Raw genomic sequence first — 26,038 nt, forward strand, 5'->3', positions numbered from 1 at the left:
GACCACCCGCGACCCACGACGATCGGGAGACCATGACCCACACCAGCGACCGGATCGAAGCCCTCCTGCAGACCGGAGTGCGCGACGAGGTCTACCCCGGCGCGGTGTGGGCGGTCGGGGACGCCGACGGCATCGAGGCCAGCGGAGCCGTCGGCCTCCTCGACCCCACCCAACCGGACGAGCCGATGCGGCTGGACACCGTCTTCGACGTGGCCAGCCTCACCAAGATTCTTGCCGTCTGGTCAACGATCGGCACCCTCGTGGAAGAGGGGAAACTCCAGCTCCACGCTCCCCTGGGCGCCTTCTGGGACGAAGTCGCGGGTCATCCCTTGGACGAGGCCACGACCCATCACCTACTCACCCACACCGCCGGGCTGCCCCTGCGTGCCAACCTCAAGAACCTCTACGGCACCGACCCCCAGGACATCCGCGACGGGGTCCTTCACGAGGCCCTCCACCGCCCGCCCGGCGAAGCCGTCGAATACACCGATCGAGCCGCCCTCATCCTCGGCTACCTCGCCGAGCACCTCGCGGGCCAGCCCCTGGACCAGCTCGCCACCGACCGCATCTGGCGCCCACTAGGCATGACCGGGACCCGCTTCGGCCCCCTCCCCGATGCTGAGGCGGCCCGCTGCGCCCCCACCGAGTACGACGACACCACCGGCACCCACCTCAAGGGCACCGCCCACGACTTCTCCGCCCGTCTCCTCGGCGGCGTCTGCGGCATCGCCGGCACCTTCTCCGTTCTCGACGACCTCGCGCTCTTCCTCCGCCACATGCTCGCCCCCGCCCAGGCCACCTTCGGCCCCACCTGGATCAAGGACTCCCTCCGCCTCCACACCGGCGACCTCACCCCCGCCCGCGGCCTCTTCTGGCACCCCGCCCCCGGCACCGACCCCGCCGAGGACATCTGGGTCCACTACGGCTTCACCGGCACCGGCATGTGGATCAGCCCCAGCCAAGACCGGTGGGCCATCCTCCTCACCAACAAGCTCCGATACAACCGCGACCGCGAACCCCTCGCCGAGATCCGCAACGCCTTCCGGGCTGCTGTGATGCCTACGCATTAACCCAGCGTCCTCCCGGAAGTTGATGCGACCTCGCTGCTGCTGGTGAGGTCACCGGAGGACTTGTACTCGTCTACGCAGTGGTCGGCGCAGCGGGCAAACGAGCATCTTCCCGCTGGCTGTCGTCTCGGTGCGGTTGCCGGAGAGCATCGGGCCGCGCGATCACCAGGGCTCGGCGTTTGGTAATCACGACCCCGCGGTCGCGTAGGTCCTTCAGGACGCGCATCACCGTCTCGCGCGACGCGCCGACAGACCCGGCCAGCTCTGTTTGGGTCAGCGGTACGGCGAGTTCGATTCCCTCCTCGGTTCGGTGACCTACGGTGCGAGCCAGTTCAAGAAGCAGCGAGGCCAATCGCTCACGCACCGTCAGGGAGACGAACTCCTCGCGGCGGCGGTCTGCCGCCCGTACACGGTCGGCGAGGACTTGGAGCAACGGCAACGTCGCCTGAGGAGAACGAGCTAGAAAGTCCCGGAAGGCATCTCCTGACACGGCAACGGCTCGCACGGGTTCCAGGGCGATGACGTTGGCATCACGCGAGCGGCCCGCGAGCACGGCAGCCTCGCCGACGATGTCGCCAGGGCCGTAGAAGTCAAGCAGGGCCTGGTAGCCGTTCGCCGACGAGGCAACAGCCTTCGTCCAGCCATGGGTGATCAGCAAGGTATGGGTGGAAGGATCGGACTGGTGGATCAGCAGGCTACGGGGGGCGACGCGCAGCTCCCTGCCAAGCGCAAGCAGCGCGCTCCGGTCGGCCGACTCGAGCAGACCCAAGTAGGTCGTTCGGTGCACAGCTTGTGCGCTCTCCTCTGCGTCACCGGCTTGAGCGGGCTCCATGGCCCTCGGTGAACGTAGAGAGCTGTAAGAGCGGCTCGATGCGCTCGCGCCGTCGGACGGCGTGTCGAGGCTGTCGGGCTGGCTGCTGCCGCGCATTGCATCCTGTGCTTGGCTGAGAGAGGTCCGGCCTCTCAGCTGACGGGCCCCGGCGGTGCCGAGAGACGACTCCTCCAGCAAACCGTCGAAGTCCTGCTCCATGTCACTCATGGCCGCCGCCTCCTCGCTCGCGCTTGGCCTTGGTCCTCCAGCGATGAAGCAGACCTTCTATGGCCCGCACCGAGGATGCATCCAGCATCTGGCGGATCTCGTCCTGGGTGTAGCCGTCGATGGTCAGGGCCACGGCCGCTCGTGCTGTGGGGTTGTTGATGCTGTTGAGAGCATCCAGGACGCCCAGGTTGCCCAGGACCTGGTCGGCGATGCTCAGACCGCCGGCTATGGGCTCGTAGAGATCTTGTTGCCGCTCGAGGGCCCGGCGGTGACGTTCGCGGGCGGCGCGGTGCCGGCGGAACTCGTTGGGGAAGTCGTACACACATGCCCCCATGAAGTAGGTGGCAATACTGGCGCCTCCCTCGAAGGTCCAGCTTCCTTCGACGAGGGCTCGCTGGCGAAAGCGCGGCAAGGCGGTAGCCACGGTCATATTCGCCAATTCCTCCCTCACGTCGCTGTCCCTGGCCAGTTCATCCAGATCGCGTTCCTGGGGGCTGAGGCTGAACCCTCGATCGGCAACCAGTTGAAAGATGAACCCTGAGTGCATCCAGCCGCGCAGGACTGAAATCCCGTACCGCACGAGTTCCTCGACGAACCGGACGTATTGGGGACCTTCGAACCCCTCCGCGGCAAGGACCTCGACGATCTGCCTGTCGGCCATCCTGCGGTCGATGCTCGCTCTCAGGTCTCGGGATTCCTGGCGGTGCCTGGCGCTCATCTGCCCCAGGTCCGTCCCACACACTAGTGAGCCCAGGTCACGTCGGTCCGACTCGTCTAAAGGTTGTAGGTCCCGACGGGCGCGCGCGGCCGCGGACTGCCCGCCCGCGTCGTCGCCCTGCATCCTGTGTCCCTTTCTTCTTGGCGGCGACCGAGCTGCCCCGGTCGATGACCCCTTGTATGTGCGCCCCACGCAGGCACCCCACGGACTCTCTCAAGGGTCTTTTAAGAGACCGTTCGGTGAAGAGAGTTCGTGGGGGCGCAGGCTTCACTGCACGTAGGAGAGGGCGTCTGACAACCCGAAAATCTAGGAGCCATCGTGAGTTTGCCCGCACCGCCCTCGCCCGAGCCTGGCCCGTTTCTGACGGTCCACACCGCACTCGTCCTGATGATGGCGACGTTCATCGGCCTAGTCGTCGGCGGGCTGACCTTCCTCAGCGGTGGGCCGATCGCCGGCGCGATCCTCGCTGGGCTGACCGCCAGCGGAGCTAGCATCCTGGCGCTGCGCACCCTCATCCGCTGACCTAAGGGTTTGGTCGTCGCTTCCGATCCGGCCTGATGCCGGATCGGACGAATCCCGCGGTGCCACCTCCGGATGAAGGCTCCGCGGCGTAGGTGGGCAAGTGCGTCAGGTTGGGCCCAGGTCAGCACGCGGCGGCCTCATGTTCGGCGGTGCGGGTGTCGGTCCCCGGCGCAGTGAGGTGCCGCCGCAGACCACCCCAGCTTGAAGACGATCAGGGCGCGACGAGGCCGGGGAGTCAATAGCCCAGGAGACAGGGATGCCGGACCGGCTGAGTTCCGGGCAGACGCCCCATGCGTCACCTCCGACGAGCAGCTCCGCTTCGGGACCGCTTGCGAGAGCAATTCCAGGCGCCAGCAGCCCTACCGGCGGCGGCAACTCGCGGTCGATTCGTGCGCCTCACCCCCAGTGAGGTGCCTCCATGAGGGGCGTGCCCCAATCGTGCCCTTAGGGACGGTCAACAGCGGTCGCAACCGGAGCGGAGAGAGGCCCCGGGAGGCGCTTCGGAGGGTCGATTCCCGCAGGTCAGGAGCCATACGACCACGTTCCGCACCATAGATTCCCAAGCTTATAGCGCGGGTTCGATTCCCGTCATCCGCTCAGATACGAAGCCCCAGGTCAGCGACCTGGGGCTTCGTCGTTGTCTAGACCTATTCAGGAGTCGCGCACCACTAGCGCACCAGTGTCCCGCCCGGTGTCGGACCGTGGTCCGACACCGGGCTGGGGAGAAGGGCATCGTCGGACCTGGGGCCGATGCCGGGAAGCGGACCGTGCTCCGACGCGGCGGGGCCCTTGCGGGCGGGATCGTTCACGGCATGACGACCATACGGAGCACACCCCTCGTAGACGACACCGCCGTCCCGGCGAAGGCCCGGCTGCTGCCGATGGAGTGGTCGGGCTTTCCCGGGCGTTGGGCGGGCGGAGTCTCGCTGGTCGCCGGGCCGCTACTCCTGGGCACTGGAGTCCTGTTGAGACTTCCGTTCCACTTCTTCTACCCCGAGCAGCTCGCCGCCCGCGTCGAGCACCCCGGCCTGATCGCGGCCTCCTACGGCGCCTTCGCCGCCGGAACCGTCCTGCTCTGGCCCGCCCTGGCCGCACTCGCCTCCCGCATCGGCCACCGCAGTCCCGGACTGGCCCTGTGGGGCGGGATCTTCGCCGTCCTCGGGCTCTTCGCCCGGACTTTCCACGCCGGTGTGGACCACCTCGCCTACCAGCTCGCCGACCGGCAAGGCACCGAAGCCGCAGCCCGGTTCGTCGGCGAGACGTACGGCGCCTTCCACATCTTCAGCGCCCTCAACGTCGCGATCATGGGTGGCTGGCTGCTCCTCGCCATCGGCGCCTGGCGGGCCCGGATACTCGGCTCGGTACGCGCCCTCGCCCTCGCGGCGGCCGCCGCGCTGCCGCTCGGCGTGCTCAAGGGCACCACTCCGCTGTCGGTCGTGGCTGTCGCCGGACTCTGCGTCGCCCTCGTCCCGCTGGGTGTCACCGTCCTTCGCGACGGCCCGGCACCGCGCCGGGCCGCCGTGCTGTGCTGGACCGCCGCGGTGATCACGGCCCTCGCGGTCATGACCGTTGCCGGTCAGGTTGGTTGACGATGTACGGCCGGTTGACGATGTACGGTCGGGCCATGCGTCTCCTCCGGCGACCGCACGACAGCCGTCTCCTCGCACTCGACGCGATAGCCGCGATCCTGATCGCCGCCACGTACGCCGGCTTCGCCCGGATGTCCGGCAGCGTCACCCAGCCCGCCTACACCGGACCGGTGTGGGCGGGCCTGCTCGTGGCCGCAGCGGTCGGCCTCCCGGTCGGGGGCCGCCGGCGGTGGCCCGTGCCGGCCGCGCTGACGGCCGTTGCCGGAGCCGTCGCCGCCACCCTCCTGGACATCACGCGCGAGCCGTACCTCGCGGTCGGCCTCACCCTCTACGCGGTCGCCCTCACCCGGGCCCCGCGCCACTCCGTACCGGTGCTGGCCGCCACACTCGCCGCTTCGGCGGCTGCCGTGCTCACCGGGGAGGCCGTGGTCACCCCGGCCGAGAGCTGGAGCGGGGCGGCCGGTGTCGCCGCCATCGTCTGGCTGGTCCTGGGCGGCGGCTGGGCGGCGGGCTTCGCGGTGCGCGCCCGCCGGGCCCGGGAAGCGGACCACGCCGCCCGCCACACCGAACGTGCCATCGTCGAGGAGCGTCTGAGGATCGCACGCGAGTTGCACGACATCGTGTCGCACAGCCTCAGCCTGATCGCCGTGAAAGCGGGCGTCGCCGGTCACGTCGCCCAGCACCGCCCGGAGGAGGCTGTGGACGCCCTGCGTGTCATCGAGCAGACCAGCCGCGCCGCCATGACCGACATGCGACGCGCCCTTGGCGTGCTGCGCGCCGACGCCGGCGCCGTCGACGTACCGCTGGGCCCGACGCCCGGCATCGACGCCCTCCCCCTGCTGGCCGATCAGGCCCGACGGGCCGGCGTGGCGGTGGAGCTCGCGGTCCGGGTCCCGGACGAAGGTCTGCCCGCCGGAATCTCGTTGGCCGTTCACCGGATCGTCCAGGAGTCCCTCACCAACGCGGTGAAGCACGCGGCCCCCGCACGCTGCCGGGTGACGGTCGAGGCGGACCCCCGCGAGGTGCGCATCGATGTCACGGACGACGGCGTGCGCGGCCCCGACCGCGCGCCGCCGGGCGGGCACGGCCTGGTGGGCATGCGGGAGCGAGCGATGACGTACGGCGGGACATTCAGCGCGGGCCCTCGTACCGAGGGTGGCTTCATGGTCTCCGCCCGCCTGCCCCGGGACGGCGCGGGGAGGACCGAATGACCGACGCGACCCGGGTACTCGTCGTCGACGACCAGGTGTTGCTGCGGGGCTCCTTCCGGATCCTCGTCGACAACGAGCCCGGTCTCACCGCCGTCGGAGAGGCGGGTGACGGGACCGAAGCCATCGAACTGGCCCGCCTGCACCGACCGGACGTGGTCCTGATGGACGTTCGGATGCCCGTCATGGACGGCATCGAGGCAACCCGGCAGATCTGCGGCTCCCCGGAGACCGCCGGGGTACGGGTGCTGATCCTGACCACGTTCGACCTCGACGAGTACGTCTACGCGGCCCTACGGGCCGGTGCCTCCGGCTTCCTCCTCAAGGACGCCCCTCCGGCGGAGGTTCTGGCCGCCATCCGGGTCGTCGCCGCGGGCGACTCCCTGCTGGCTCCGTCCGTCACGCGCCGCTTGATCGAGGACTTCACCAGCAGGCGCGACCCGGCCCCGAGCCGGGGTCCCGCCCCGCTGACGGGAGTGACGGAGCGGGAGCGCGAGGTCCTCGAGCTGATCGCGCGGGGCCTGTCGAACGACGAGGTCGCGGCGCGTCTGCACCTGAGCATGGGCACGGTGAAGACCCACATCGGCCGCCTCCTGGCCAAGCTGGGCGCCCGCGACCGCGCCCAGCTGGTGATAGCGGCGTACGAGTCCGGAGTCGTGTCGGCCTCCGACGGTGGCCTGGGAGCGCGCTGAGAGACGGCCCCGACCCACACCGGGTACCAGAACGCTGCCGCCTGAGCATCCACTCGGCGAGCAGGACCAGAACACTGCGGCTCTCCGTGCGGCCGGCCCGTGCCCCATCCGTGCCCTTCCGAGCGGTGAACAGCGGTCGATACGGGTACGGGCAGCCCCTCACGAAGCCCCAGGTCAGCGACCTGGGGCTTCGTCGTTGTCTAGGCCTCTCGCCCTTTCAAGGCCTGGCCCGCCTGAACTCTCGCAAGTCTCCTTCCCTAAACGGCGGTTACCCCTCCGTGGCGATGCCTCGGGCGATGAGCGCCTCGCGCAGGCGCGCGGCGGTCTCGGCCGCCTGGTCCGGCGACGGCGACAGGACACCGTTCTCCGTCATCAGAGCGTGGAACTGCTGCTTCGAGTACGGGACCCCGGCCGGCAGGGGGGCCACGTGCCAGTGCAGATGCGCATTGCCCTGCTGGCTGCCGAGCGAGTAGAGGTACGTCCGCTCCGGCTCGCAGACAGCCTCGACGGCAAGGGCGATCTCCCGGACGAAAAGCATGAGCCGGCTGTAAGCCTCCTTGCCCAGGTCGCGCACGGCATGCTCGACATGCGCCTTCGGTGCAACGAGAACCTTGCCCGGCACAGTGGGCCACCTGTCCAGGAACGCTACGTGATCGGCATCCTCGAATACCGTCTCGTGCGAGTAGTCCGGGTTCCCGGCGAGGAAGGCGCAGACGAAGCACGGACCGCTCCGCGTGCGCTCCACGTATGCCGCAAGATCCATCGGCCATCGGTCCATCGACACCGCTGCCCCTCTCCGTAGGGTGCGCCAGTCTCCCGCGGCCCGCCGACTTCAGGTGGCGCTGAGGCTGTGATCACGAATAGCGAGCCCGACAGGGATGCATTCCCGCCGACCCGGCCTCGTACAGGGAAGTCCGATGGGTTTCCGGGCAGGCACCTTCGGTACGGGTTCAAGGCCGCCTCGCGCCCAAGGGGCGGCAGAGCATCCCCAGTTGGCGTTCACGGAGCACCTTCCGGTGAATCTTCGGGCGCATGGTCGAGGCGATGGATTCGCATATGCGTACGAGATAATTCCGGCATCCTGACGTTCCGTCGCCCATGTAGACCCATTTTTACGATATACGGGGTATTGCCCTGCAATATGCGTGGGAAATGGCAGGTAACGGCGTATTACTACCTCTGGCAGGGAGTCGCTCGCCCCGCCCAGGGTGAACCTCCACGAGGGATCGCAGGTGGGGGGCCTCCGCCCTGTCCAGTGACCGTCACGGGCGCCCGAGGTTCTCCTTCGGGAGGACTGAGGCTCGAAGCAACAGAAAGGTCCTGCTATGGCCTTGGATGCCATTCGGTCGGATCCACCCGACAGAAGGCCTCAACAAAGACTGCTCAAACAGGGAGCCATCTTCCTGCTTCCCACCGCGCTCTTTGCGGCGGCCACTCTGGTCCCGCAATACGCTCACGCCGCGGAAGCCCCCGTGGGGCTGGGGACCGCCACCAACTACGCGGTTCTGGCCGGTTCGACGGTCACCAACACGAACACCCCCACCATCATCAACGGCGACCTGGGACTCTATCCGGGCACATCGGTGACCGGCTTTCCGCCCGGCATCGTCAACGGAGTGCAGCGCATCGCACCCAACGCCGCCGCCCTTCAGGCGAAGAACGACCTCGTCACCGCATACAACGACGCGGCAGGCCGGGGACCGGGGAACGTGCTCGCTTCGGCCGAGATCGGCGGACTCACGCTGGCGCCCGGCGTCTACACCGCCCCGTCGACCGTGGGCATCACCGGGACGGTCACTCTCGACGGCCAGAACGACCCCGCCTCCGTCTTCATCTTCCGGATCCCCTCGACCCTGATCACGGCTCCGGCGAGTGTCGTGGCCTTCATCAACGGCGCAAACGCCTGCAACGTGTTCTGGCAGGTGGGCAGCTCCGCCACCATCGACACGACCTCCCAGTTCAAGGGCAACATCCTGGCCCTGGAGTCCATCTCGGTGAACACCGGCGCCGTGATCGAAGGCCGGGCCCTCGCGCGCAACGGCGCGGTCACGCTGGACAACAACACGATTACGAGGGCGGCTTGCGCCGTTGGCCCGCCCGGACCTCCGGGACCGACCGGCCCGACCGGACCGACCGGCTCTCCCGGCCCGACGGGTTCTCCCGGCCCGACCGGCAGCCCTGGCCCGACCGGCTCACCCGGACCTGACGGCTCACCCGGCCCCGTAGGCAGCCCCGGACCGACCGGATCACCCGGCGCACCCGGCCCGACCGGCTCGCCCGGCCCCGTAGGCAGCCCCGGACCGGTCGGCGCACCCGGCCCGACCGGCTCGCCCGGCGCACCCGGCGCACCCGGCCCTGACGGCTCGCCCGGTGCCCCTGGATCCCCCGGCGCACCCGGCCCGACCGGCTCACCCGGTGCCCCAGGCGCCCCAGGCCCGACCGGCTCGCCCGGCGCACCCGGCCCTGACGGCTCGCCCGGTGCCCCCGGGTCCCCCGGCGCACCTGGCCCGACCGGCTCACCCGGACCCGTAGGCAGCCCCGGACCGGTCGGCGCACCCGGACCCGCAGGACCCGCAGGACCTGCCGGACCTGCCGGACCCGCAGGACCCGCAGGGCCCAAGGGGCCGCGCGGGGACAAGGGCGAGAAGGGTGACCACGGCGAGCACGGCCACGGGCACCACGACCACGACGAGGGCGGACCCGGCCACGGTCATGACGACGAGGACGACGGCGGACCCGGCCACGGCCACGACGGGCCCGACGACGGCGGACCCGGCCACGGCCGCGACGACCACGGCAAGCCTCCATGGGCCAACTCCCTGCCGGGCAACGTCAAGGATGTCCTGGGCCCCCTGGGCGCCGGCCACGCGGCCAAGAGCGTCAACTTCGCCCCAGTGAGCGTCGCCACCCGCCAGCAGCCGGAGGGAGCGTCGCCCGCACTCGCCGCGAACCACGCAAGCAGCGGGCCCGGCATCCTGGCCGCCTCCGCAGCCGCGCTCGCATTCATCGGAGGCTCGGTCCTCTTCACCATGAAGCGAGTCCGACGTACGGCGACTCGACAGGACTAGCCCATCGCGGACGTGACCACCTCCCGCCCCTGAGCCATCGGGGGCCGGGGCAGGAGGCCGGTCAAGTACATGGGACGCCCCTGTCAGCCGTTCGGCGGCCGAGCCCCTGGATTCGTCGTCCAGGGGCTCGGTGGACTCGAGGGACCCAGAGCCGGCGGCCCGGATCCGCTGACGGACTCGCCGTCAGGACATCGAAGGACAGGGCTCCTGCACGCGCTGAACCCCATGCCCTGACCGGTAGAGGTCAGGGCAGAATTCCGTACCGCCGTACGTCTTGACGACATCGTCGAGGAAATGGCGCGTACGGTCCGGACCCAGCGCCTGGGTCTGCAAGTGCGCGTACATATCGCTGTAGCGCCGCACGTCGGATCGTTTCTCCAGATAGAGGTCGCTGGTGAACCTCTCGAGATACACCACGCTCACATCGGTGGCGTCGGCAAATTCGAGCAGCGCGAACTGTCCCGAGACACCCGGGTGCGCACCCACGTCGTGAGGGAGAACCTGCAGGGTGATGTGCGGCCGGGCGCTGAGGTGAATCAGATGGTCCAGCTGTTCCCGCATCACCTCACAGCCGCCCACGACGCGCCGCAGCGCCGATTCGTCCAGTACGACCCATAAGCGCAGCGGGTTGCGCGGGGCACCCAACCGGCTCTGGCGCCGCAGCCGCACCTGGAGGCGTGTGGCGGCCTGTTCGGCAGTGGCGTGAGGGATCGTTCCTGCGATGACCGCCTGGGCGTAGGCGGGAGTCTGCAGCAGGCCGGGGATCACCATGGGCTCGTAGGAACGAATGGCGGCCGCCGCGGCCTCCAGGCCGATGTAGGCGCCGTACGAGATGTCGCCGTAGGAATTCCACCAGCCCTGCTGACCCGATTCTCTGGCCAGTTGCATCAGGTGGTCAACACGCCGCTGGTCCTGGACTCCGTACAGCGCGCAGAGATCGCGCACGTCGCGCGGCTTGATGAGGCGGTGACCGTTCTCCAGCAGGCTGATCTTGGGCTGGGAGATCAGCAGGCGTTCCGCCACCTGCTGCGTCGTCATTCCGCTGACCTCCCGAAGCCTGCGCAGCTCCGACCCCAGCCGGCGCCTGCTCACGGTGGGATTCACAGTGACGCCCACAAGACACGTACCTCCGCTCCAAATGGACCTTGCACTAGCGAACAGACTGCCATGGTCGGGGCCGCCGGATCCGCCTTGACTCCGTGTCGTGCACGGTGATTGCGCCGGGCGAAGAAGCAGCCTGAACTCGCATTCACGCCAAGCTGGTTGACCATATTTTCCGGTTCAAATTAAGAGGAATCAGATGCAGGTTTCTGTGCAATATGCCAGCGCTTCGACTGACTCCGACCTGACGCTCTCCGCCTTCCGGAGGGCCGGCAAGCGGCCCCCTCGCACCGCCGGGCACCCGTGCGAACACACCCACCACGTCCGACGCAGTCATCGCGCACCGGGCGCCCGAGTGCGGCGGCCCGGAAGGGCGGCCCCGGCGTGTGAATGCGCCGGGGCCGTTGTGTCACCGTCGCCGCGCCACAGGGCCCGCGCGCCCTGCGCATGCCACAAGTCCTCTTGCAGGGCGTCAGATTGATCCCCGGCCTCGGCTGCGCCGGCAGGCTAGCGCCGCTTGGCGCACAGGGCCGCGTCCACCGCCCCTTGGAGGTGGCGCAGGCTTTCGCCTTCGGCCGCCCAGGTCGTGGTGTAGACGGTCACGGTGCCGCGGCCTGCCGTGGCGCGGCCTCCGCCCACGGAGTCGCCGGGCAGGTCGCCGCCGTGGCCCCAGTAGACGCCGCCGCAGCTGAGGGGGATCGAGGCGACGCCGTAGCCGTAGCGGCTGCCCGCCGGGTAGACGTCGCGCCCACCGACCGCGGTGGTGTCGTGGGTCATCTGGCGCACCGCCCAGCCGGGCAGGAGGCGGCCGCCGAACAGTCCGTCCCAGAAGGCGTTGAGGTCCTTGGGAGTGGAGACGAGGCCACCGGATGCGCCGAACTCGTACCCGGGAAGCTCGGTCAGATCCATCCGGCCGGCCTCCGGGGCGGCCGGATGGATGCCGTAGTTGCGGGCGTGCGGCCCGCGCAGGGACAGCTCGCCCGGCGTAGGCCAGTAGGTGTCGTCCAGGTGCAGCGGGCGCAGGATCGTGCGCTCGATGTAGGTGCGGAAGCCGACCCCCGATGCCTTGTCGATCACCATGCCGAGCGCGAGGTAGTTGGTGTTGGAGTAGCCCCAGGCGGTGCCGGGCTCGAAGCCGGGCTTCTCCTTGAGCGCGAGGGCCAGATAGTCCTCGGGCGTACCGGGCCGGGTCCAGTCGACCAGCACGGTGTACTCCGGCAGCCCGCTGGTCTGCTTGAGCAACTGCCTGATCGTGATCGTGTGCTCGGAGAGCTGTGGCACGTATCGGCCGGCGCGGTCGTCCAGCCGTATCCGCCCGTCCGCCACCAGGCGCATCACCGCTGCCGCGGTGAACGCCTTGGTGTTGCTGGCCACCCGGATCCGCCCCCGCTCATCGACCATGGGCCGGCCCGACTCCAGGTCCGCGACACCGGCGGTACGCGTCGTCCTGCCGTCGTACGCCAGGGCGCCCGGGACCTTGTCCGCGGCGACGAGCAGGTCCAACTGCCGCTGGACCGGGTCGATTGGCCGGGCCGCCGCTGCGGGAACGAACGCCCCGATGGTTGTTGCGGCGAGCAGGACTGCGGTGGCGATGCGCTTGCGGTACACGTGTTTTCCCCCTGGTCGTGGCCCGGCCCGTATGGGCCGCTCAGCGGCTTGACGACGACTCTGCCAGGACACCGGCACGAGATCATTGCGCCCGACCCCCGAACGGGCGGGCGGCCACCCCCCTTGACACATCGCGGCTTGCCAGGGGCCCCATGGCCACGAAGTGCCCCGACAGCGGGGGCCTGGGACAATGGGGCAGAGGCTCAGGTCCGAACGGGAGCCTTCCGCGCCCACGCCAGCACCACTGCGGCGATCATCGTGGCAGCTTTGCCGGCAGCACTCTTCGGCGCACTGATTCTCGACACCGCGTGCAGGACATCGCGCGGCTGATCACGGCCGCAGGAAGCGACCGTCATGCCGGTCGAGACCATCACAGATCCGTGAGAGGGGAAGCCATGTCGCTCACCCGTTCCCGCCGCATTCGCATCCGTGCGCGGGGAGCAGCGGTCGCCGCCGCCTGCGCCGTTCTCTCCATCGCCGGCGTCGCAAGTACCAGTGCGGCGCCCGCATCCCCGCCCGCCAGCACGTCGACCGTGACGGTCGAGGGTGTGGAAGTTCGCATCAAGGACTTCAAGTTCATCCCTGCGGACGTCAAGGTACCCGCCGGCGCTACAGTCACCGTGATCAACGAGGACACGGCTCCGCACACCTTGACCGCCACCGAGGGCTACGCCTTCGACACCGGCACGATCGAAGGCGGCGCGTCCGGGACTTTCACCGCACCGTCCAAGCCCGGCAGCTACTCCTTCTTCTGCTCCGTCCACCCGGAGATGAAGGGGACGCTCGTCGTCAGCTGACACTGCGCGTCCCCCGTTCGAGCTGCCGGACTTGAGCGCTCACCCCGGCTGCGCCAGGTGAACGCCCGCCCGGGCGGCGAAGTACAGCAACAGCCGTCGACTCCGTTCCTGGACGTCGGCCGCCGTTCCGCCGCCGCACGACGTTTTGTACAGGAAAAGAAAGTTCTGCAGGTGGAGATCACCATCTTCCGGGATACGCCTGCCACGGACGGGATTTGGATAAGTTGATCAAGCCTCAAGAGGGCGGTACGCAGTCGACGGGAGCCACTCGGCCAGGAATTTGGGCACGACCCTTCTCCACAGCGCTCCGAGTCGACGATCAACGCCAAGGTCCTGCACCGGGAATCCCGGTGCAGGACGCCTCCAAATCTCAGAGGATCACCTGCCCCATGAAAGCGATTTACACCTTCTCGGAAACCGACCGCAGCAGCCTTTCGGATTCTCTGACATTCCTCGGGGCGAACCCGTACACGGATTACGAGAAGTTCCGCGACGCGATCGGAAGCCTCATCGCCGAGGAGCGCGTACCGGCCGGCTTCGTCGACGCCTGCCGCCTGATCAAGCGTCAGCGCGAGGACAAGCTGACCTACGCGCACGTAGTGTCCAACTGCCCGCTGGACGTGGACAGGCCGGTCTTCGACCAGACGAACCCGGTGGACGACAAGTACCTGCAGAAGCAGACCTTCGTCGGGGAGGGAGTGCTCGAGCTCCTCGCTCAGCTCACCGCGACCCCGCTTCTCTCCTACGCCACGCGCAACAACGGCGACTTCTTCCACGACGTGTACGCCGACAACCGTTACAGCGGCACCCAGACGCAGAAGACGGACTGGGAGCTCTACTGGCACAACGACCGTACGGCGCACCCGGTCCGGGCCGACTACCTGGCCCTGCTCGGCATGCGCTGCCCCACGGACGACCTCGTCTTCACGAAGTACGTGGACGGTCGTGAACTCCTGAAGTTCATCTCTCCCGAGAACCAGGAGCTGCTGCGGGAGAAGGCGTTCGTCACTCCCTACGACGAGCTGTCCCGCGCCTCCAACCGGAAGCAGCAGGTCTCCGACCTGCACACGCTCCTGGAGAACGAGCACAGCTTCCGCTACTACGACACCCGCACCATGCCCGCGGATCCCTCCTCGGCAGCGCACTACGAGGCAGTGCGGCAGTTCCGTGACGCGCTGGCCAAGAGCCGCGAGCAGTACCACCGCATCCAGGAGGGTGACCTCCTCGTGATCGCCAACCAGGACGGCCTGCACAGCCGCCAGATGGTGGACATCCAGCACTTCGAGACCACGCGGCTGCGCTGGCTCCTGAAGACGTACGCCTTCCGCGACGACGCCGCCGCCGACGTCCACAGCGACGTATGGCTCGACGGGGTGCGCGGACGCGTACTGGACTGAGCCCTCCCCCGGACGCACGCGCGCATCCCGCGCGGAGGCCACGGACATGGCGGCGGCGACGCCCGGCGACAGGAACGCCAGGCGTCGCCGCCGCCATGTCCGCACGGCGTCCGCTAACGCCTCTCGCCGACGCGCGACAGCGGCTCCCACGGGACGGACGGCCCCGGCTCCCAGGGCGCCGATCCGTAGGAGCGCCCGCCGGCGTGCACGGCCAGGAAGCCCGCCGCGAGCTGGGCGAGCGTGATGTGCCGGTACCAGCCGTGCCAGGAGCGCACGCGGTACGCCCCCAGGCCACAGCGCTCGGTGGCCCCGGCGAGTGCGTCGCGGCCGTGCCGCCAGGCCGCGACCGCCCGCGCCAGGTCGTAGAGGGAGACGTCCACCGGGCCGCGGGCGATGAAGTAGCGCCGCGGCTGCGGGTCCCCCGCCCGGCGGCAGGCGAGGAGCCAGCGCGCCATGCCGCCCGGCCTCGCGGCCGCCTGTCCGGCCGTCTGTACCGGCTCCGACGGTATGCGCCGCACCCACCACTCCCAGGGGCCGGCGTCCACCGTGTCGGAGCCGACGGCCAGCCTGTCCCATTCGCGCTCCTCGGCGTACCGCTGCACCAGCCGGGACACCCTGCGCCAGCCCGGATGGGGCAGCACGGGATGATCCGGAGGCACTCCCACCACGTGGGGTATGCCCTGGTCCTCCAGGTAGGCGCAGAAGGCCCGGTCGCAGCCCAGCTGGGTATCGGCCACGACCCACATCCCCGCCGCGGCGCCGGCCGGGGCCCGAGTCCGGAAACGGTGGACGATGCGCCGCGCGAGCTCGGCCCTGGAGACGTGGCGGGCCCTGTCGGGAACGTGCGCGTTGCGGCGCCGGACCGGTTCCGTGTCCCAGTCGGGCGGCAGGTACAGCTCCCGGTCGACCAGGGCGGTGCCGGTCCGGGTGGACCAGGACGCCATCACCCCTATCTGGCAGGAGACGGCGCCGCCGAGCGCCTCCGCATACTGCCGGGCGACCCCGGCCGAGGCGTTGCCCTTCTTCTTGAAAGCGGTCTCGTCGAGGACGAGGACTCCGGGTCCGCTACTGTCGGCCAGCCCTTCCACGACATAGCGCATGGTGAAGTCGCGCAGGCTGTCGGCATCCCATACCGACCGGCCGAGCAGATGCTGCTGCAGCCAGAATGCTCCGCTCTCCGCCGCGGCCGGCAGAATGCTTTCGGCCATCGTGGTTCCCACGAGCAGGGAACGGACGTATTCCTGGGCGTGATTCCTGAGGTCGGACCGTGAGAAGAACTGCAGTCCCACCTGTTCCAGGAGGTCGTCACATCGCTCCCCCCATTCTTCCGCGGCCCTCTGCGCCGGTGTGGCATACGACGGTGCGAGCCATGCTGCCTGTGTATTCATTGCGGATTTCAACTCCCCCCTAGAGTCGATCTCAGCTCTGGCTGATGAACTTCGCACGACAGGGCCGAGGCGGCTCCGGCGGTCGGACCCGGACAGCCCCCCTGCCGTGTGGTGCCTTCCGTCCCCGGGGCCCGGCCATGGGCGGGCCGGGCCCCGGGGACGGGTTCCCTCAGTAGTACTCGCCGTGGCGGTAGTCCCAGGAGGGGTAGATCTCCGACAGGTTCTCCATGATCACCGGGTAGTCGAGACCACGACGAATGAGCACCGGTGCCGGGGAAACGGACCGCTCCCCCTTCTGCACGGGCACGAGCGCCCCCTCACCGTCCACCATGGACACCATGACGCCCTGTTCGTGGCGGGTGTCCTCGTCCTTGTCGGGCTGGACGGAGGCCACGTAGTCGTCGGCGCAGACGATGAAGTCCGCTTCCTCCTCGATGCGCGTGCCGATGTTCTCGACCCGCCCCCTGTTGCCGACCCCCGAGGGGTTGGCGGAACTGGCGAAGACGAGCCGGCGCTCGGACCACATCCGCTCGACCAGCTGCTCGGCGGGCCGGCCGAAACGGATCACGAAGCAGCTGGTGCCGCGGGTGTCCGTGGCCAGCTCGCGGGTGGTCTCGTCGGGGAGCAGCGCCAGGGCCTCCTGGCGCCACGGCAGGATGCAGCCGAGCAGCACGTCCTGCTCCCAGTGCCGCTCGTAGAAGGCCAGGACCTCCTCGTTCAGCTCGGCCAGCTCCTTGAGCTGTTCCAGATCGGCGCACAGCACGACACCGGGCTTGTTCCGGTTGCGCCGCTTGGCGTCGAACTTTCGCTCCAGACCACCGCCGTCCGTGGTCATCAGGATGTATCCGACCTTGGTCGCACAGACGACCAGGCCGCCCGGCGCGGACAGGGCCCCCAGGGCCTCGGGTACGGGCTCCCCCTGCCAGGGGCCACGCGGGGTGTTGCTCGGCATCGGAATTTCGCTCCGCTCTTGTGGAATCCGTACGGACGCACGGGGATGTGGGTGTCGCAGGGGCCGCCGGGAGGCGGCCGGGGGCTACTCGGACTGCTCGGCGGTCCGGGCGAGGCCGGTGATCGTGCCCCGGGCCAGGGAGTTCACCGTCAGGTGGAAGCCGACGAGGGCGGCCGGGGTCCGTTCGTCGACCGGCAGCTCGGCCACGCCCAGGGCGTGGACCGCGAAGATGTACCGGTGCTCGCGGTCTCCCGGCGGCGGGGCGGCTCCCGCGAAGCCGAGGGAGCCGAGGTCGTTGAGCAGCTCCCGTCCGGCTCCGGGCTCCCCGCCGGCCGGCAGGCCGTGTACGTGCGGGGGGATGTCGGCCAGGACCCAGTGCCAGACGCCACCCGGTGTGGGAGCGTCCGGGTCGAAACAGGTCACCGCGTAGGAGGCGGTTCCCTCCGGGCCCGGCTCCCAGGTGAGGGCGGGGCTGACGTTCGCGCCCGAGGCCAGCTGAGCCTCGGACATGCGGTCGCCGTGCCGGACATCGTCGGAGACGACCTTCAGCTCGGGCAGCGCCGGGAGGAAGTCATAGGGGTGGGGCGGGATCGGACGGGTCAGCACGGGTGTGCTCCTTCGTCGTCGGTGCGCCGGCCGCGCCGAGCGGGCGGGGGGCCGGCGGACATGGATAACGGGGGACAGGGTTGGGCTGGGGACCGGTGAGACGCGGTCGGGCGCGGAGCCGGGCGGCGCCGTTCTCGGAGTGGGTCCTGACGCGGTGTCGTCTCCGGAGTCATGCCGATGACACGGGCGGGGCGCCGGACCGGGCGGGCGTCCGGTCTTCCGGCCCGCCGTCCGGCTTCGTCCCGGACTGCCCGCGCGCCACCAGCCGGGCCGCGACCGCCTGGCCGGCCACCACCAGCACGGCGCACCCCACCACAGCCTCCGTGGCGGTGCCGCCGGAGCCGAGCCACAGGCCCGCGCCGATCAGCAGGGCTGCCTGGACGATGCCTTGGCGCCGCTCCAGGCCGCGGGTCACCCGCTGGCGCTCCGCATCGGACAGGCCGGCCATGGCCGGTCCGAGGAAGCCCATCGTGGTGGGCCGGACGGTGCCGCCCGCCAGGCCCAGCAGCGCGGTGCCGCCGGCGATGGCGAGCAGGCCGCCGGGGGCGAGGAGGAGCAGGCCGAGCACCATGGCACCGCTGCTGAGCCAGAAGAGAGTGGTCGCCGAGTACCGGCGTTGCCAGGCCAGGGACAGCCGTACGGACATCAGTCCGCACAGGGTGTAGAGGCCCAGCACCGCGCCGAACATGGTCACGGAGAGCCGTTCCCCGAAGAACAGCAGCAGCGGCAGCAGGAAGGTGTAGGCGGTCAGCAGCACGGCACGGGACACGGAGTAGTACGAGGCCCAGAGCCGTACCTGCCAGGGCAGCACCCGGCCCGGCCCCGGCGCCGCCGTACCGCCGGCGCCCGGCTCCGCCGTCTGCGGGCGCAGCCCGCCCCGGCCGCCCGGCAGGACGACGAGCGCGGCGACGGCGCAGCCCAACGCCGACAGTACGAAGGGGGCCCGGTCGTACTGGGCGTAGGCCACCGCGCCGAGGACGCCCGCGGCGAAGGAGATGAGGAACATACCCGCCTGGGTCCGTGCCTCCCTGGTGCGGAAGCGCTCGCCGGAGAGCAGGGTCGAGGCGAGGGCCGCGTCCGTCCCGGCCGTCAGACAGAACCCCAGACCGGCGAGCAGCTGGGAGGCGACCGCGACCCCGGTGGAGACCGGCGCCAGCAGGATCAGCAGGCCCGCGAGTTTCACGGCCTCTCCCGCCACCAGACAGCCTGCCAGCGACAGCCGCCGCCGGAGGGGGGCCACCACGTGGTCCCCCAGGGCCGCGGTGACTCCGTAGAGGGCGAGCAGGGCCGCCGTGGCCAGCGGGCCGAAACCCTGCTGGGTGAGGAAGACGACGACGACCGGCAGGTGGAAGTAGGCGCGGGAGACGATGCGGTAGGCCTGTACCCGTGCGGCGTAGCCGGCCTGTTCCTTCACGTCGTTCATCGCTCCAGACCCGGCAGGTACGGGGCGAGCTCCGCGGCCGCCAGATCCCCCTGGCGCACGATGGCGGGCGTGTCCAGCAGGCTGAGGATGGTGCTGCTGCGGGTGAACTTCGAGGGGGCGCCCGCGCGGACGATGATGTCGCAGTGCTTGCCGATGTGCTCGTAGGCGATGTCGAACGTGACGAGGCCCTCGTCCATGGTGCCGCTGATGTTCGCCGAGGTGGCGGCGATCGCCAGCCCGCTGTAGAGCGACAGCTGGTTCAGCGTGCGGCTGACGTTGTGGACGACGGACACGGTGTCCTTGCCGGAAGTGACCCAGTCCGGTACGAGTTCCCGCTTGCGCATGATGAGGTTCAGCGGCCCCGGCCAGAAGCGCTCCACCAGCGCCTCGACGTCCACCCCCGCCGGCCGGCGGGCCCAGCGCACCCAGTCCGAGGGACTGGAGACGAACAGGGTCAGCGGCTTGCTGCCGTCGCGGCGCTTCATGTCGTACAGGCGCTCGCAGGACTGCTCCAGGAACGGGTTGCAGAAGATGCCGTAGTTGGTGTCGGTCTGGGCGGCGACCACTGCCCCCGCCCGCAGCGCGTCACCGGCCCGGCGGATTCCGTCGCCGTCGGCCTCGTCGATGATCTCCGCGCTCATGCGACCTCCACCCCCGAGTCCTCGAAGACGTCCTCGACCTGTCCGTTGGTACGCGGCATCCAGAAGGGCCGGGATGCCTCGTGGAGGCCGATGGCCTCCTCGGCCTCGGCGGCGAGGTCGATGAGGTCCAGTCCGTGCGTGAGCCGGTAGCGGGCCCCCTCGTCGAGGTAGAAGGGCTCCCCCACCACGCCCGCGGCCTCGCAGGTGACCGTGGCCCGCAGCAGGTCGACGGTCACCTCGGCCGTGGCGTCCGCCGTGACCGCGTCCATGATCTTCCCGGTGGCGGCCGCGTCGAGTGTGACGGGTACCAGGCCCACGTTGGGCAGGTTGTTGCGGAAGATGTCGGCGAAGCTCGGCGCGATCACCACCTTGAAGCCGTAGTCCCGCAGGGCCCAGGGCGCGTGCTCCCGCGAGGAACCGCAGCCGAAGTTGGGGCCGGAGACCAGGATGGTGGCCCCCGCGCGCTCGGGGCGGTTCAGGACGAACTCCGGGTCACGGCGCCACTTCTGGAACAGACCGTCCTGGAAGCCGGTCCTTTCGACCCGCTTCATCCACACGGCCGGAATGATCTGGTCCGTATCCACGTCGGAGGCGTCCAGCGGGACGCCTCGCCCACGTATTACTTCTATTTTTTCCATTTTTGATCCTTAGTCAGAAATATATCCCCGGCAAGGCGGTCCCGGGACCTTCAGGAGATCTCCGCGCTGCCGGCCAGGCGCCCGAGCAGCGCAGTCGCCGCAGCCGTCTCGGGGGACACCAGGTGGGTACGGGCTCCGGGCCCTTGCCGTCCCTCGAAGTTCCGGTTCGAGGTGGAGGCGGAGTGGGTGCCGGTGGGCACCCGGTCACCGTTGACGGCGATGCACATCGAGCAGCCCGGATTGCGCCACTCGAAGCCGGCTTCCGTGAAGACGCGGTCCAGGCCCTCGGCCTCCGCCTGGCGCTTGATCTGTTCCGAGCCGGGCACGACGAGGGCGGTCACCTCGGCGGCAACCTTGCGTCCCTCCACGACCGCGGCCGCCGCCCGCAGGTCCTCCATGCGCCCGTTGGTGCAGGAGCCGATGAAGACGGTGCGGATGGGGATGTCGGCCAGGCGCTGCCCCGCCTCGAGCCCCATGTAGTCGAGGGCACGGCGGCCGGCCTCGCGGGAGACGGGATCGGCCATGGCCTCGGGGTCCGGGACCCGCCCGTCGACCGCGACCGCCTGACCGGGGTTGATCCCCCAGGTGACCATCGCGCGCAGCCCGTCCACATCGACCACGACTTCCCGGTCGAACTCGGCGTCCGGGGCGCTGCGGTACGCGGCCCAGGCCTTCTTGGCCCTCTCCCAGTCCTCACCCCGGGGGGCTCGGTCACGACCCTCCAGGTAGGCGAAGGTCGTCTCGTCAGGGGCGATCATTCCACTGCGGGCACCGGCCTCGATGGCCATGTTGCACAGCGTCATCCGGCCTTCCATGCTCATGCGCTCGATGACGTCGCCCTGGAACTCGATGAGGTGACCGGTGCCGCCGTCGGTGCCGATGGCCCGGATCACCGCCAGGGCGATGTCCTTGGCGGTGGCTTCGGCCGCGGGTGTCCCCTTGACGAGGACGCGCATGCTCTTCGGCTTGGCTATGCGCAGCGTCTGGGTGGCCAGCACGTGCTCGACCTGGCTGGTGCCGATGCCGAAGGCCACCGCGCCGAACGCGCCGTGGGTGGCGGTGTGGCTGTCGCCGCAGACGATCAGCATGCCGGGCAAGGTGAGGCCCATCTGCGGGCCGATGACGTGCACGATGCCCTGGCCGAGGCTGTTCATGGGGTGGAGCTCCACCCCGAACTCCCTGCTGTTGCGGATCTGGAGCGCCAGCTGGCGGCGACCGATGGAGTCGCTGAGCGGTACCCGCCGGCTCCGCGTCGGGACGTCGTGGTCCGCGGTGGCCACGGTCAGGTCCGGGCGACGCACCTTCCGGCCTGCCTCCCGGAGCCCTTCGAAGGCCTGAGGGGAGGTCAGTTCGTGCAGCAGGTGCATGTCGACGTAGACGAGCTCACCGCCGGTCCCGTCGATGGTGTGCTCCGCCCAGACACGCTCCAACAGGGTGTTCCTGGCCACGGCAACTCATTTCATATTGTGGACTGCGTGATTACATTTTGAGACAGTAGCAAGGGACACATACGCAACTCGGCTGCCTTTCAAAGGCTGAGACATGTAACAACAGGCGAATTCCCAAGCTGTAGATAGCCGTTGAAACTCCCCGCCGTCCGTCACGCGAGGCGACACCGTCGAGTGCGGCCGTGAGGCCCGCTGACGACAACTCTGGCCCGGGTGGAAGAGCACCGGCAACCAAAACCAATGGCATCAGCCTGCGTTGGCAACCCCATGCCACTGCGGAACGTCCGAATGCTGCCGGGGCAGGACGCTGCCGCCCCGCTCCTCTGGTTTCCACAGACCCTCCGCAGCAGACTCGACAGCGGCCGGGCCGACATCACGGCGAATGCCGAGGGCTAGGCCGAAACGTCTTCTCCATCTGTCGGTTTTACGCCTGGAAAGACACAGGAGGATTTACGCATGAAAGTATTCAGCAACACGTTCGACGACCAGGGTCGGCTTCCCGGGCGTGTGGCCCACCGCCGTGTCGACCGGGCCGACCACGACGCCCGAGCGGCGAACCGCAACCCGCACGTGGCCTGGTCGGACGTACCCGAGGGGACCCGCTCGCTCGTACTGGCCGCCGTCGACGTGGGCATCCCGGCCGAGTTGGACGACCTGAACCGGACAGGACGGGCCGTCCCGGCCGACATGCCCCGCCAGGAGTTCAACCACTGGGTGCTCGTCGACATCGATCCCGGACTCGGCGAGATCGCCGAGGGTGCGCTGGGCGAGGACGGCTTTCCCGGTGGAAAGCCCGGCCCGGAGGCCGCCTTCGGGGCCCGCCAGGGCGCCAACGGCTACCGGGGCTTCTTCGCCGGAGCCCCGGCGAAGGCCGGCGGCCGCTCCGGGCCGGACGGCCCGTGCCCGCCGCGGAACGACGGGCTTGTGCACCGCTACGTGTTCCTCCTCTACGCGACGGACCTGGAGCGCGTTCCCCTGGACGGCACCTTTACCGCCGCCGACGTCCTGGAGGCGATCGACGGCCACGTCCTGGACGAGACGTCGTTCACCGGCCACTACTCCCTCGACCCGTCGCTCGCCTGAAGCCGTCCGGCCCACGGCAGCGGCGCCCCCGCGGCCACGGGCCGACCGGCTACGGGAAACCGCTCCCGGCACGCCCGGGACCCGACCAGACAGGGCAGCGGATGTACCTGGTGAACACCCGGCTCGTCGCCGGGGTGGACCCGCTCTCCCGCACCAGACTGCGGGAGCTGCTGCTGGAGGCGGCCGATACGGCCGACGGCCTCGAGCACGTGTATGTGCAGACGGACCCGGCGGGGGCGGACGTCACGCTCTTCCTGCTCGGCACGAGCCTCGCCGCGGCGGAGAGGTCCGCCCTGCGCATCCACACCGCGCTACTGACCAGCCGCCCAGAACTACGCGGCTGGCTGCTGACCCGCTGCGGCGCCGACCTGGTCGCCGCGCTCGCAGGGCCCGCCCTGCTGGGCGACGCCGGCTCGGGTGGCAAGGCCTTGCCAGGGCAGGACCCTGACAGCTCAGAGCGCTGACACGCGCACTCCCCGTGACAGATGCTTGGTGTCACGGGGGAAGACCGGCACGGTGCCGGACTTCCAGAAGTCATTTGCGAGAACGTCAAAGAAGTCACGTCATCACACAGGGGGAATTGCTCTCATGAACACCATTCGCCGTACGGCCGGTCTCCTCTTCGTCGCCCTCGGCCTCACTCTCGGCTCCGCCGCCTGGGCCGACAGCGGTTCCACGTCCGTGAATTCCACGGCGGCCGCGCCGCCCGTCGCGACCGCCGATGACGCGACCTGGGGCTGATTCGCCCGCTCTCCCCTCTTACCGCACGAACAATTCAGGAGCGGCTTGTCAGCCAGCCTTCCTGAGCCGCACGGAGTCCGGCCTGAAATCGGCTGACGGCGCCTAGGCGGGTGGACAGTTCGGCGGTGATCCGCCGACAGGTGCGAACCGAAACACCCAGTTTGCGGGCCACCACTTCGTCCGTGTGCCCTTCTCCCATCAGACGCAGGACCTCGCGCTCCTGGCCGGTCAGACCGTCATCCGATTTCTCCGGCCTCTCCCCCCAGGGGGTGGCGATGCCCCAGATGTATTCGAAGAGTGCGTACAGGGCGGCGGTCGCTCCACTGCCCCGCAGAAGCATCGCGCCGCTGTTGACCTCGTCGGGATCCAGCGGCACGAGCGCCAGCTCGCGGTCGACGATCATCATGCGGATCGGCAACGCCGGGCGGGTACGAACTTCGCAGCCGAGGTCCGCGAGCCACCGGATATGGGCGGAGGTCGCGGTGTTGTTCTGCATGCTGGCCAAGTAGACGGTGCGCATCCGGACGCCGCGCCCCAGGAGTTCCTTGTTGACCGGTCGGCTGGCCTTGATCCCTTCCGCGCTGATGGAACCGCTGGGGACGAGACTGACGAGCTCGTGCTGGGCCGACCGGGTGAGGGACTCGATCTTGGCCCGGACCTCGTCGAGCCCGATCAGCTGCTCTGTTCCGCCACTTCGCTGCGAGGAGCGCAGCTCTCCGTAGTCCTGGACCATGCGCGCCACGGCGGTGCGGCTGGCCTGCAGTTCCCGCTGACGTTCGAAGATCTCCGCCTCGCGGGCTTCTATCATCGCCGCGAAGGCGACCTCCGGATTGACCGCGCGGGCCGCTCCCCGCACGTCGGAGGACGGTCTCAGCAGCGAGAGTTGGGCCAAGGCGTCCATGGCGGTGCGGACCCGCTCCTCCGGCCAGCCCAGCCGCTCGGTGAGCTGCTTCACTTCGGCTTGCGGGTACTCGAACATCGCCCGATACACGGCAAGTGCGTCCATGTCCAGGCCAAGAGACTCCAGCATCGACTCCCCCATCTCCTGACACCCCCGCCCTTTGCCGGGGGTAGTCGGCGTGATCGTGATCCAGTCGGAGGCCGTCCCTGCCGTCGGGTCCTGTTCCTGTTCTGCGCGATGCGCGGCGGGATGGCCGCCAGGCTGAAGCGCAGGGCCGTGGGGTTCTACGGCATCGCCGGTGAAGGCGACCGCTGCAGGTGGGCCGCGGGATACCGGCGGCTCTCAGGAAAACGGACGGCGGCGAACGCGCGGCCCCGACCGAGGTGATCGCGGGACCGGCGCGTGGAAGACAGGCGGCGGGCCGACGATTGGCCGGCCGGGCCACCCGTGTGGGGCACTGCCCCGATAGCGGCGTTAGAAGATGATGTCCGCCGTGTGGTGATCCCCGTCGCAGGCACTCACACGTTCATCTCCCCGTACCGATCCTGCTGAACGTCCCTGGCCCAGGGCAGCGCACCATGCACGCCGACCCCAGCCGCACCTCAGCCCCCGCCGATTCAACAGATTGTCAATCTACACGAGCTGGCTCAACACCGCTGGCACGGCCGCGATTCGATACGCCCGGCCCGTTCGACCACCAGGGCCGTCCACACAGCTCGGAGACTTCGCTGTCCGGATCGACCCTCACCGCGCCGGGGTCAGCGCGCGATCTCGGCCAGGGCCCGGACGCCTTCGAGCACCTCGGCGGCGGTGGGAGCGCTGGAGGGGTCACTGAGGCACTGGAACATCACGCCCGACACGAGCGCCAGTTGCACGGTCCCGAGGGTGCGGACGGAGGTCTCCGGCACTTCGTCTTCGCTGACGCCGTCCAGGATGGCCGCCATGCCGCGTCGGCCCTGGGCGGTGCCGCCGGCCAGGGCGGCGCGCAGCTCCGGCTGGCGCTGGGCCTGCATGAACAGCTCCACCGTGGCCAGCCAGAGGTCGGGGTGCGCGCCGAACTGCTCGATCAAGCTCTCCCAGATGCGCTCGAAGTGCGCCCGGGACGAGCCGTCGGCGTCCGGCACCAGCGCCCGGCCCATCGCGTCGCCCCACTCGTCGAGGATCTCGAACAGGGCCTGATTGAGCAGCGCCTCCCGTGAGCCGTAGTGGTAGCCGATGGCGGCGGTGCTCACGCCGGCGGCCGTGGCGATGTCGCGCACGGCGGTGCGGTCGTAACCCTTTTCCCGCAGGCACGCCTTGGCGCCGATGAGCAGCGCTTCCCGGTTTCCCATGTCCGGAGCCTAGCGCCCGCATGGCACGAACGTCTCATGCGATCGAGTTAGACAAGCGTATTGCACGATCGTGCAAGCTT

At 69.6% G+C, this 26,038-nt stretch carries 24 protein-coding genes and 1 pseudogene; 11 read left to right on the forward strand and 14 right to left on the reverse strand.

Features of this window, described 5'->3' with window-relative positions:
• The first annotated feature begins 32 nt into the window (after positions 1 to 32).
• Positions 33 to 1,070 (forward strand): serine hydrolase domain-containing protein, encoded by a 1,038-nt coding sequence (locus tag ACE1OC_RS19345; protein WP_407838047.1) that lies wholly within the window; start codon positions 33 to 35, stop codon positions 1,068 to 1,070.
• Between the two features lie 70 nt (positions 1,071 to 1,140).
• Here the strand turns inward: ACE1OC_RS19345 and ACE1OC_RS19350 are convergent, their stop codons facing one another.
• Positions 1,141 to 1,899, reverse strand: coding sequence for a Crp/Fnr family transcriptional regulator (locus ACE1OC_RS19350; RefSeq protein WP_407841613.1), 759 nt, complete (start codon positions 1,897 to 1,899; stop codon positions 1,141 to 1,143).
• Positions 1,900 to 2,098: 199 nt separating this feature from the next.
• A complete protein-coding gene (locus ACE1OC_RS19355) occupies positions 2,099 to 2,767 on the reverse strand; it encodes a hypothetical protein (RefSeq protein WP_407838048.1) in 669 nt (222 codons plus the stop codon).
• A gap of 375 nt (positions 2,768 to 3,142) precedes the next feature.
• On the opposite strand from ACE1OC_RS19355, the gene ACE1OC_RS19360 reads away from it, so the two are divergent.
• From ACE1OC_RS19360 to ACE1OC_RS19375, 4 genes are all read left to right on the forward strand, one after another.
• Positions 3,143 to 3,346, forward strand: coding sequence for a hypothetical protein (locus ACE1OC_RS19360; protein ID WP_407838049.1), 204 nt, complete (start codon positions 3,143 to 3,145; stop codon positions 3,344 to 3,346).
• A gap of 812 nt (positions 3,347 to 4,158) precedes the next feature.
• Positions 4,159 to 4,935, forward strand: coding sequence for a hypothetical protein (locus ACE1OC_RS19365; RefSeq protein WP_407838050.1), 777 nt, complete (start codon positions 4,159 to 4,161; stop codon positions 4,933 to 4,935).
• A gap of 35 nt (positions 4,936 to 4,970) precedes the next feature.
• Entirely contained in the window at positions 4,971 to 6,146 is a 1,176-nt protein-coding gene (locus ACE1OC_RS19370; RefSeq protein WP_407838051.1) for a sensor histidine kinase, read from the forward strand.
• On the forward strand, positions 6,143 to 6,835 hold the full coding sequence (locus tag ACE1OC_RS19375) for a response regulator (RefSeq protein WP_407838052.1): 693 nt from the start codon (positions 6,143 to 6,145) through the stop codon (positions 6,833 to 6,835). Before ACE1OC_RS19370 ends, ACE1OC_RS19375 begins: the two co-directional genes overlap by 4 nt.
• A 268-nt stretch (positions 6,836 to 7,103) precedes the next feature.
• Here ACE1OC_RS19375 and ACE1OC_RS19380 read toward each other — a convergent pair whose 3' ends face one another.
• A complete protein-coding gene (locus tag ACE1OC_RS19380; RefSeq protein WP_407841614.1) occupies positions 7,104 to 7,613 on the reverse strand; it encodes an HIT family protein in 510 nt (169 codons plus the stop codon).
• Between the two features lie 694 nt (positions 7,614 to 8,307).
• On the opposite strand from ACE1OC_RS19380, the gene ACE1OC_RS19385 reads away from it, so the two are divergent.
• Complete coding sequence (locus ACE1OC_RS19385; protein ID WP_407838053.1) at positions 8,308 to 9,903, forward strand: ice-binding family protein; 1,596 nt, start codon at positions 8,308 to 8,310, stop codon at positions 9,901 to 9,903.
• A gap of 183 nt (positions 9,904 to 10,086) precedes the next feature.
• Here ACE1OC_RS19385 and ACE1OC_RS19390 read toward each other — a convergent pair whose 3' ends face one another.
• Positions 10,087 to 11,019: a helix-turn-helix domain-containing protein gene (locus ACE1OC_RS19390; protein ID WP_407838054.1), complete on the reverse strand. Its 933-nt coding sequence runs from the start codon at positions 11,017 to 11,019 to the stop codon at positions 10,087 to 10,089.
• Between the two features lie 492 nt (positions 11,020 to 11,511).
• Positions 11,512 to 12,612 (reverse strand): serine hydrolase domain-containing protein, encoded by a 1,101-nt coding sequence (locus tag ACE1OC_RS19395; protein WP_407838055.1) that lies wholly within the window; start codon positions 12,610 to 12,612, stop codon positions 11,512 to 11,514.
• A 308-nt stretch (positions 12,613 to 12,920) separates the two neighbouring features.
• On the opposite strand from ACE1OC_RS19395, the gene ACE1OC_RS19400 reads away from it, so the two are divergent.
• Positions 12,921 to 13,409 (forward strand): cupredoxin domain-containing protein, encoded by a 489-nt coding sequence (locus ACE1OC_RS19400; RefSeq protein WP_407838056.1) that lies wholly within the window; start codon positions 12,921 to 12,923, stop codon positions 13,407 to 13,409.
• 389 nt (positions 13,410 to 13,798) lie between these two features.
• The gene (locus ACE1OC_RS19405) at positions 13,799 to 14,806 is read left to right on the forward strand and encodes a TauD/TfdA family dioxygenase (protein WP_407838057.1); all 1,008 of its coding nucleotides are present in this window, start codon (positions 13,799 to 13,801) and stop codon (positions 14,804 to 14,806) included.
• Positions 14,807 to 15,000: 194 nt separating this feature from the next.
• On the opposite strand, the pseudogene ACE1OC_RS19410 reads toward ACE1OC_RS19405, so the two are convergent.
• From ACE1OC_RS19410 to leuC, 7 genes and pseudogenes are all read right to left on the reverse strand, one after another.
• Positions 15,001 to 16,194 (reverse strand): annotated as a pseudogene (locus ACE1OC_RS19410) (IS701 family transposase); the annotation flags it as partial.
• A 169-nt stretch (positions 16,195 to 16,363) separates the two neighbouring features.
• Positions 16,364 to 17,146 carry an L-threonylcarbamoyladenylate synthase gene (locus tag ACE1OC_RS19415; protein ID WP_407838059.1) on the reverse strand — a complete coding sequence of 261 codons (783 nt, stop codon included), beginning with the start codon at positions 17,144 to 17,146 and terminating at the stop codon, positions 16,364 to 16,366.
• Positions 17,147 to 17,230: 84 nt separating this feature from the next.
• Entirely contained in the window at positions 17,231 to 17,749 is a 519-nt protein-coding gene (locus ACE1OC_RS19420; protein ID WP_407841615.1) for a YbhB/YbcL family Raf kinase inhibitor-like protein, read from the reverse strand.
• 172 nt (positions 17,750 to 17,921) lie between these two features.
• Positions 17,922 to 19,175, reverse strand: a complete 1,254-nt coding sequence (locus tag ACE1OC_RS19425; protein WP_407838060.1) for a hypothetical protein — start codon at positions 19,173 to 19,175, stop codon at positions 17,922 to 17,924.
• A complete protein-coding gene (locus ACE1OC_RS19430) occupies positions 19,172 to 19,816 on the reverse strand; it encodes an L-threonylcarbamoyladenylate synthase (RefSeq protein ID WP_407838061.1) in 645 nt (214 codons plus the stop codon). Before ACE1OC_RS19430 ends, ACE1OC_RS19425 begins: the two co-directional genes overlap by 4 nt.
• Entirely contained in the window at positions 19,813 to 20,454 is a 642-nt protein-coding gene (gene leuD, locus ACE1OC_RS19435) for a 3-isopropylmalate dehydratase small subunit (protein WP_407838062.1), read from the reverse strand. The genes ACE1OC_RS19430 and leuD overlap by 4 nt, the downstream gene beginning before the upstream one ends.
• A gap of 50 nt (positions 20,455 to 20,504) precedes the next feature.
• Positions 20,505 to 21,902 (reverse strand): 3-isopropylmalate dehydratase large subunit, encoded by a 1,398-nt coding sequence (gene leuC / locus ACE1OC_RS19440; protein WP_407838063.1) that lies wholly within the window; start codon positions 21,900 to 21,902, stop codon positions 20,505 to 20,507.
• Positions 21,903 to 22,358: 456 nt separating this feature from the next.
• On the opposite strand from leuC, the gene ACE1OC_RS19445 reads away from it, so the two are divergent.
• The 3 genes from ACE1OC_RS19445 (at position 22,359) to ACE1OC_RS19455 (ending at position 23,726) form a co-directional block, all read left to right on the forward strand.
• Positions 22,359 to 22,985: a YbhB/YbcL family Raf kinase inhibitor-like protein gene (locus ACE1OC_RS19445; protein ID WP_407838064.1), complete on the forward strand. Its 627-nt coding sequence runs from the start codon at positions 22,359 to 22,361 to the stop codon at positions 22,983 to 22,985.
• Positions 22,986 to 23,086: 101 nt separating this feature from the next.
• A complete protein-coding gene (locus tag ACE1OC_RS19450) occupies positions 23,087 to 23,449 on the forward strand; it encodes a hypothetical protein (protein ID WP_407838065.1) in 363 nt (120 codons plus the stop codon).
• Between the two features lie 124 nt (positions 23,450 to 23,573).
• Positions 23,574 to 23,726, forward strand: coding sequence for a hypothetical protein (locus ACE1OC_RS19455; RefSeq protein ID WP_407838066.1), 153 nt, complete (start codon positions 23,574 to 23,576; stop codon positions 23,724 to 23,726).
• A 34-nt stretch (positions 23,727 to 23,760) separates the two neighbouring features.
• Here the strand turns inward: ACE1OC_RS19455 and ACE1OC_RS19460 are convergent, their stop codons facing one another.
• Positions 23,761 to 24,768: a helix-turn-helix transcriptional regulator gene (locus ACE1OC_RS19460; protein ID WP_407838067.1), complete on the reverse strand. Its 1,008-nt coding sequence runs from the start codon at positions 24,766 to 24,768 to the stop codon at positions 23,761 to 23,763.
• 617 nt (positions 24,769 to 25,385) lie between these two features.
• The gene (locus ACE1OC_RS19465; protein ID WP_407838068.1) at positions 25,386 to 25,958 is read right to left on the reverse strand and encodes a TetR/AcrR family transcriptional regulator; all 573 of its coding nucleotides are present in this window, start codon (positions 25,956 to 25,958) and stop codon (positions 25,386 to 25,388) included.
• Positions 25,959 to 26,038 lie beyond the last annotated feature (80 nt).

Source organism: Streptomyces stoeckheimensis, assembly GCF_045822005.1.
Lineage (GTDB): Bacteria > Actinomycetota > Actinomycetes > Streptomycetales > Streptomycetaceae > Streptomyces > Streptomyces stoeckheimensis.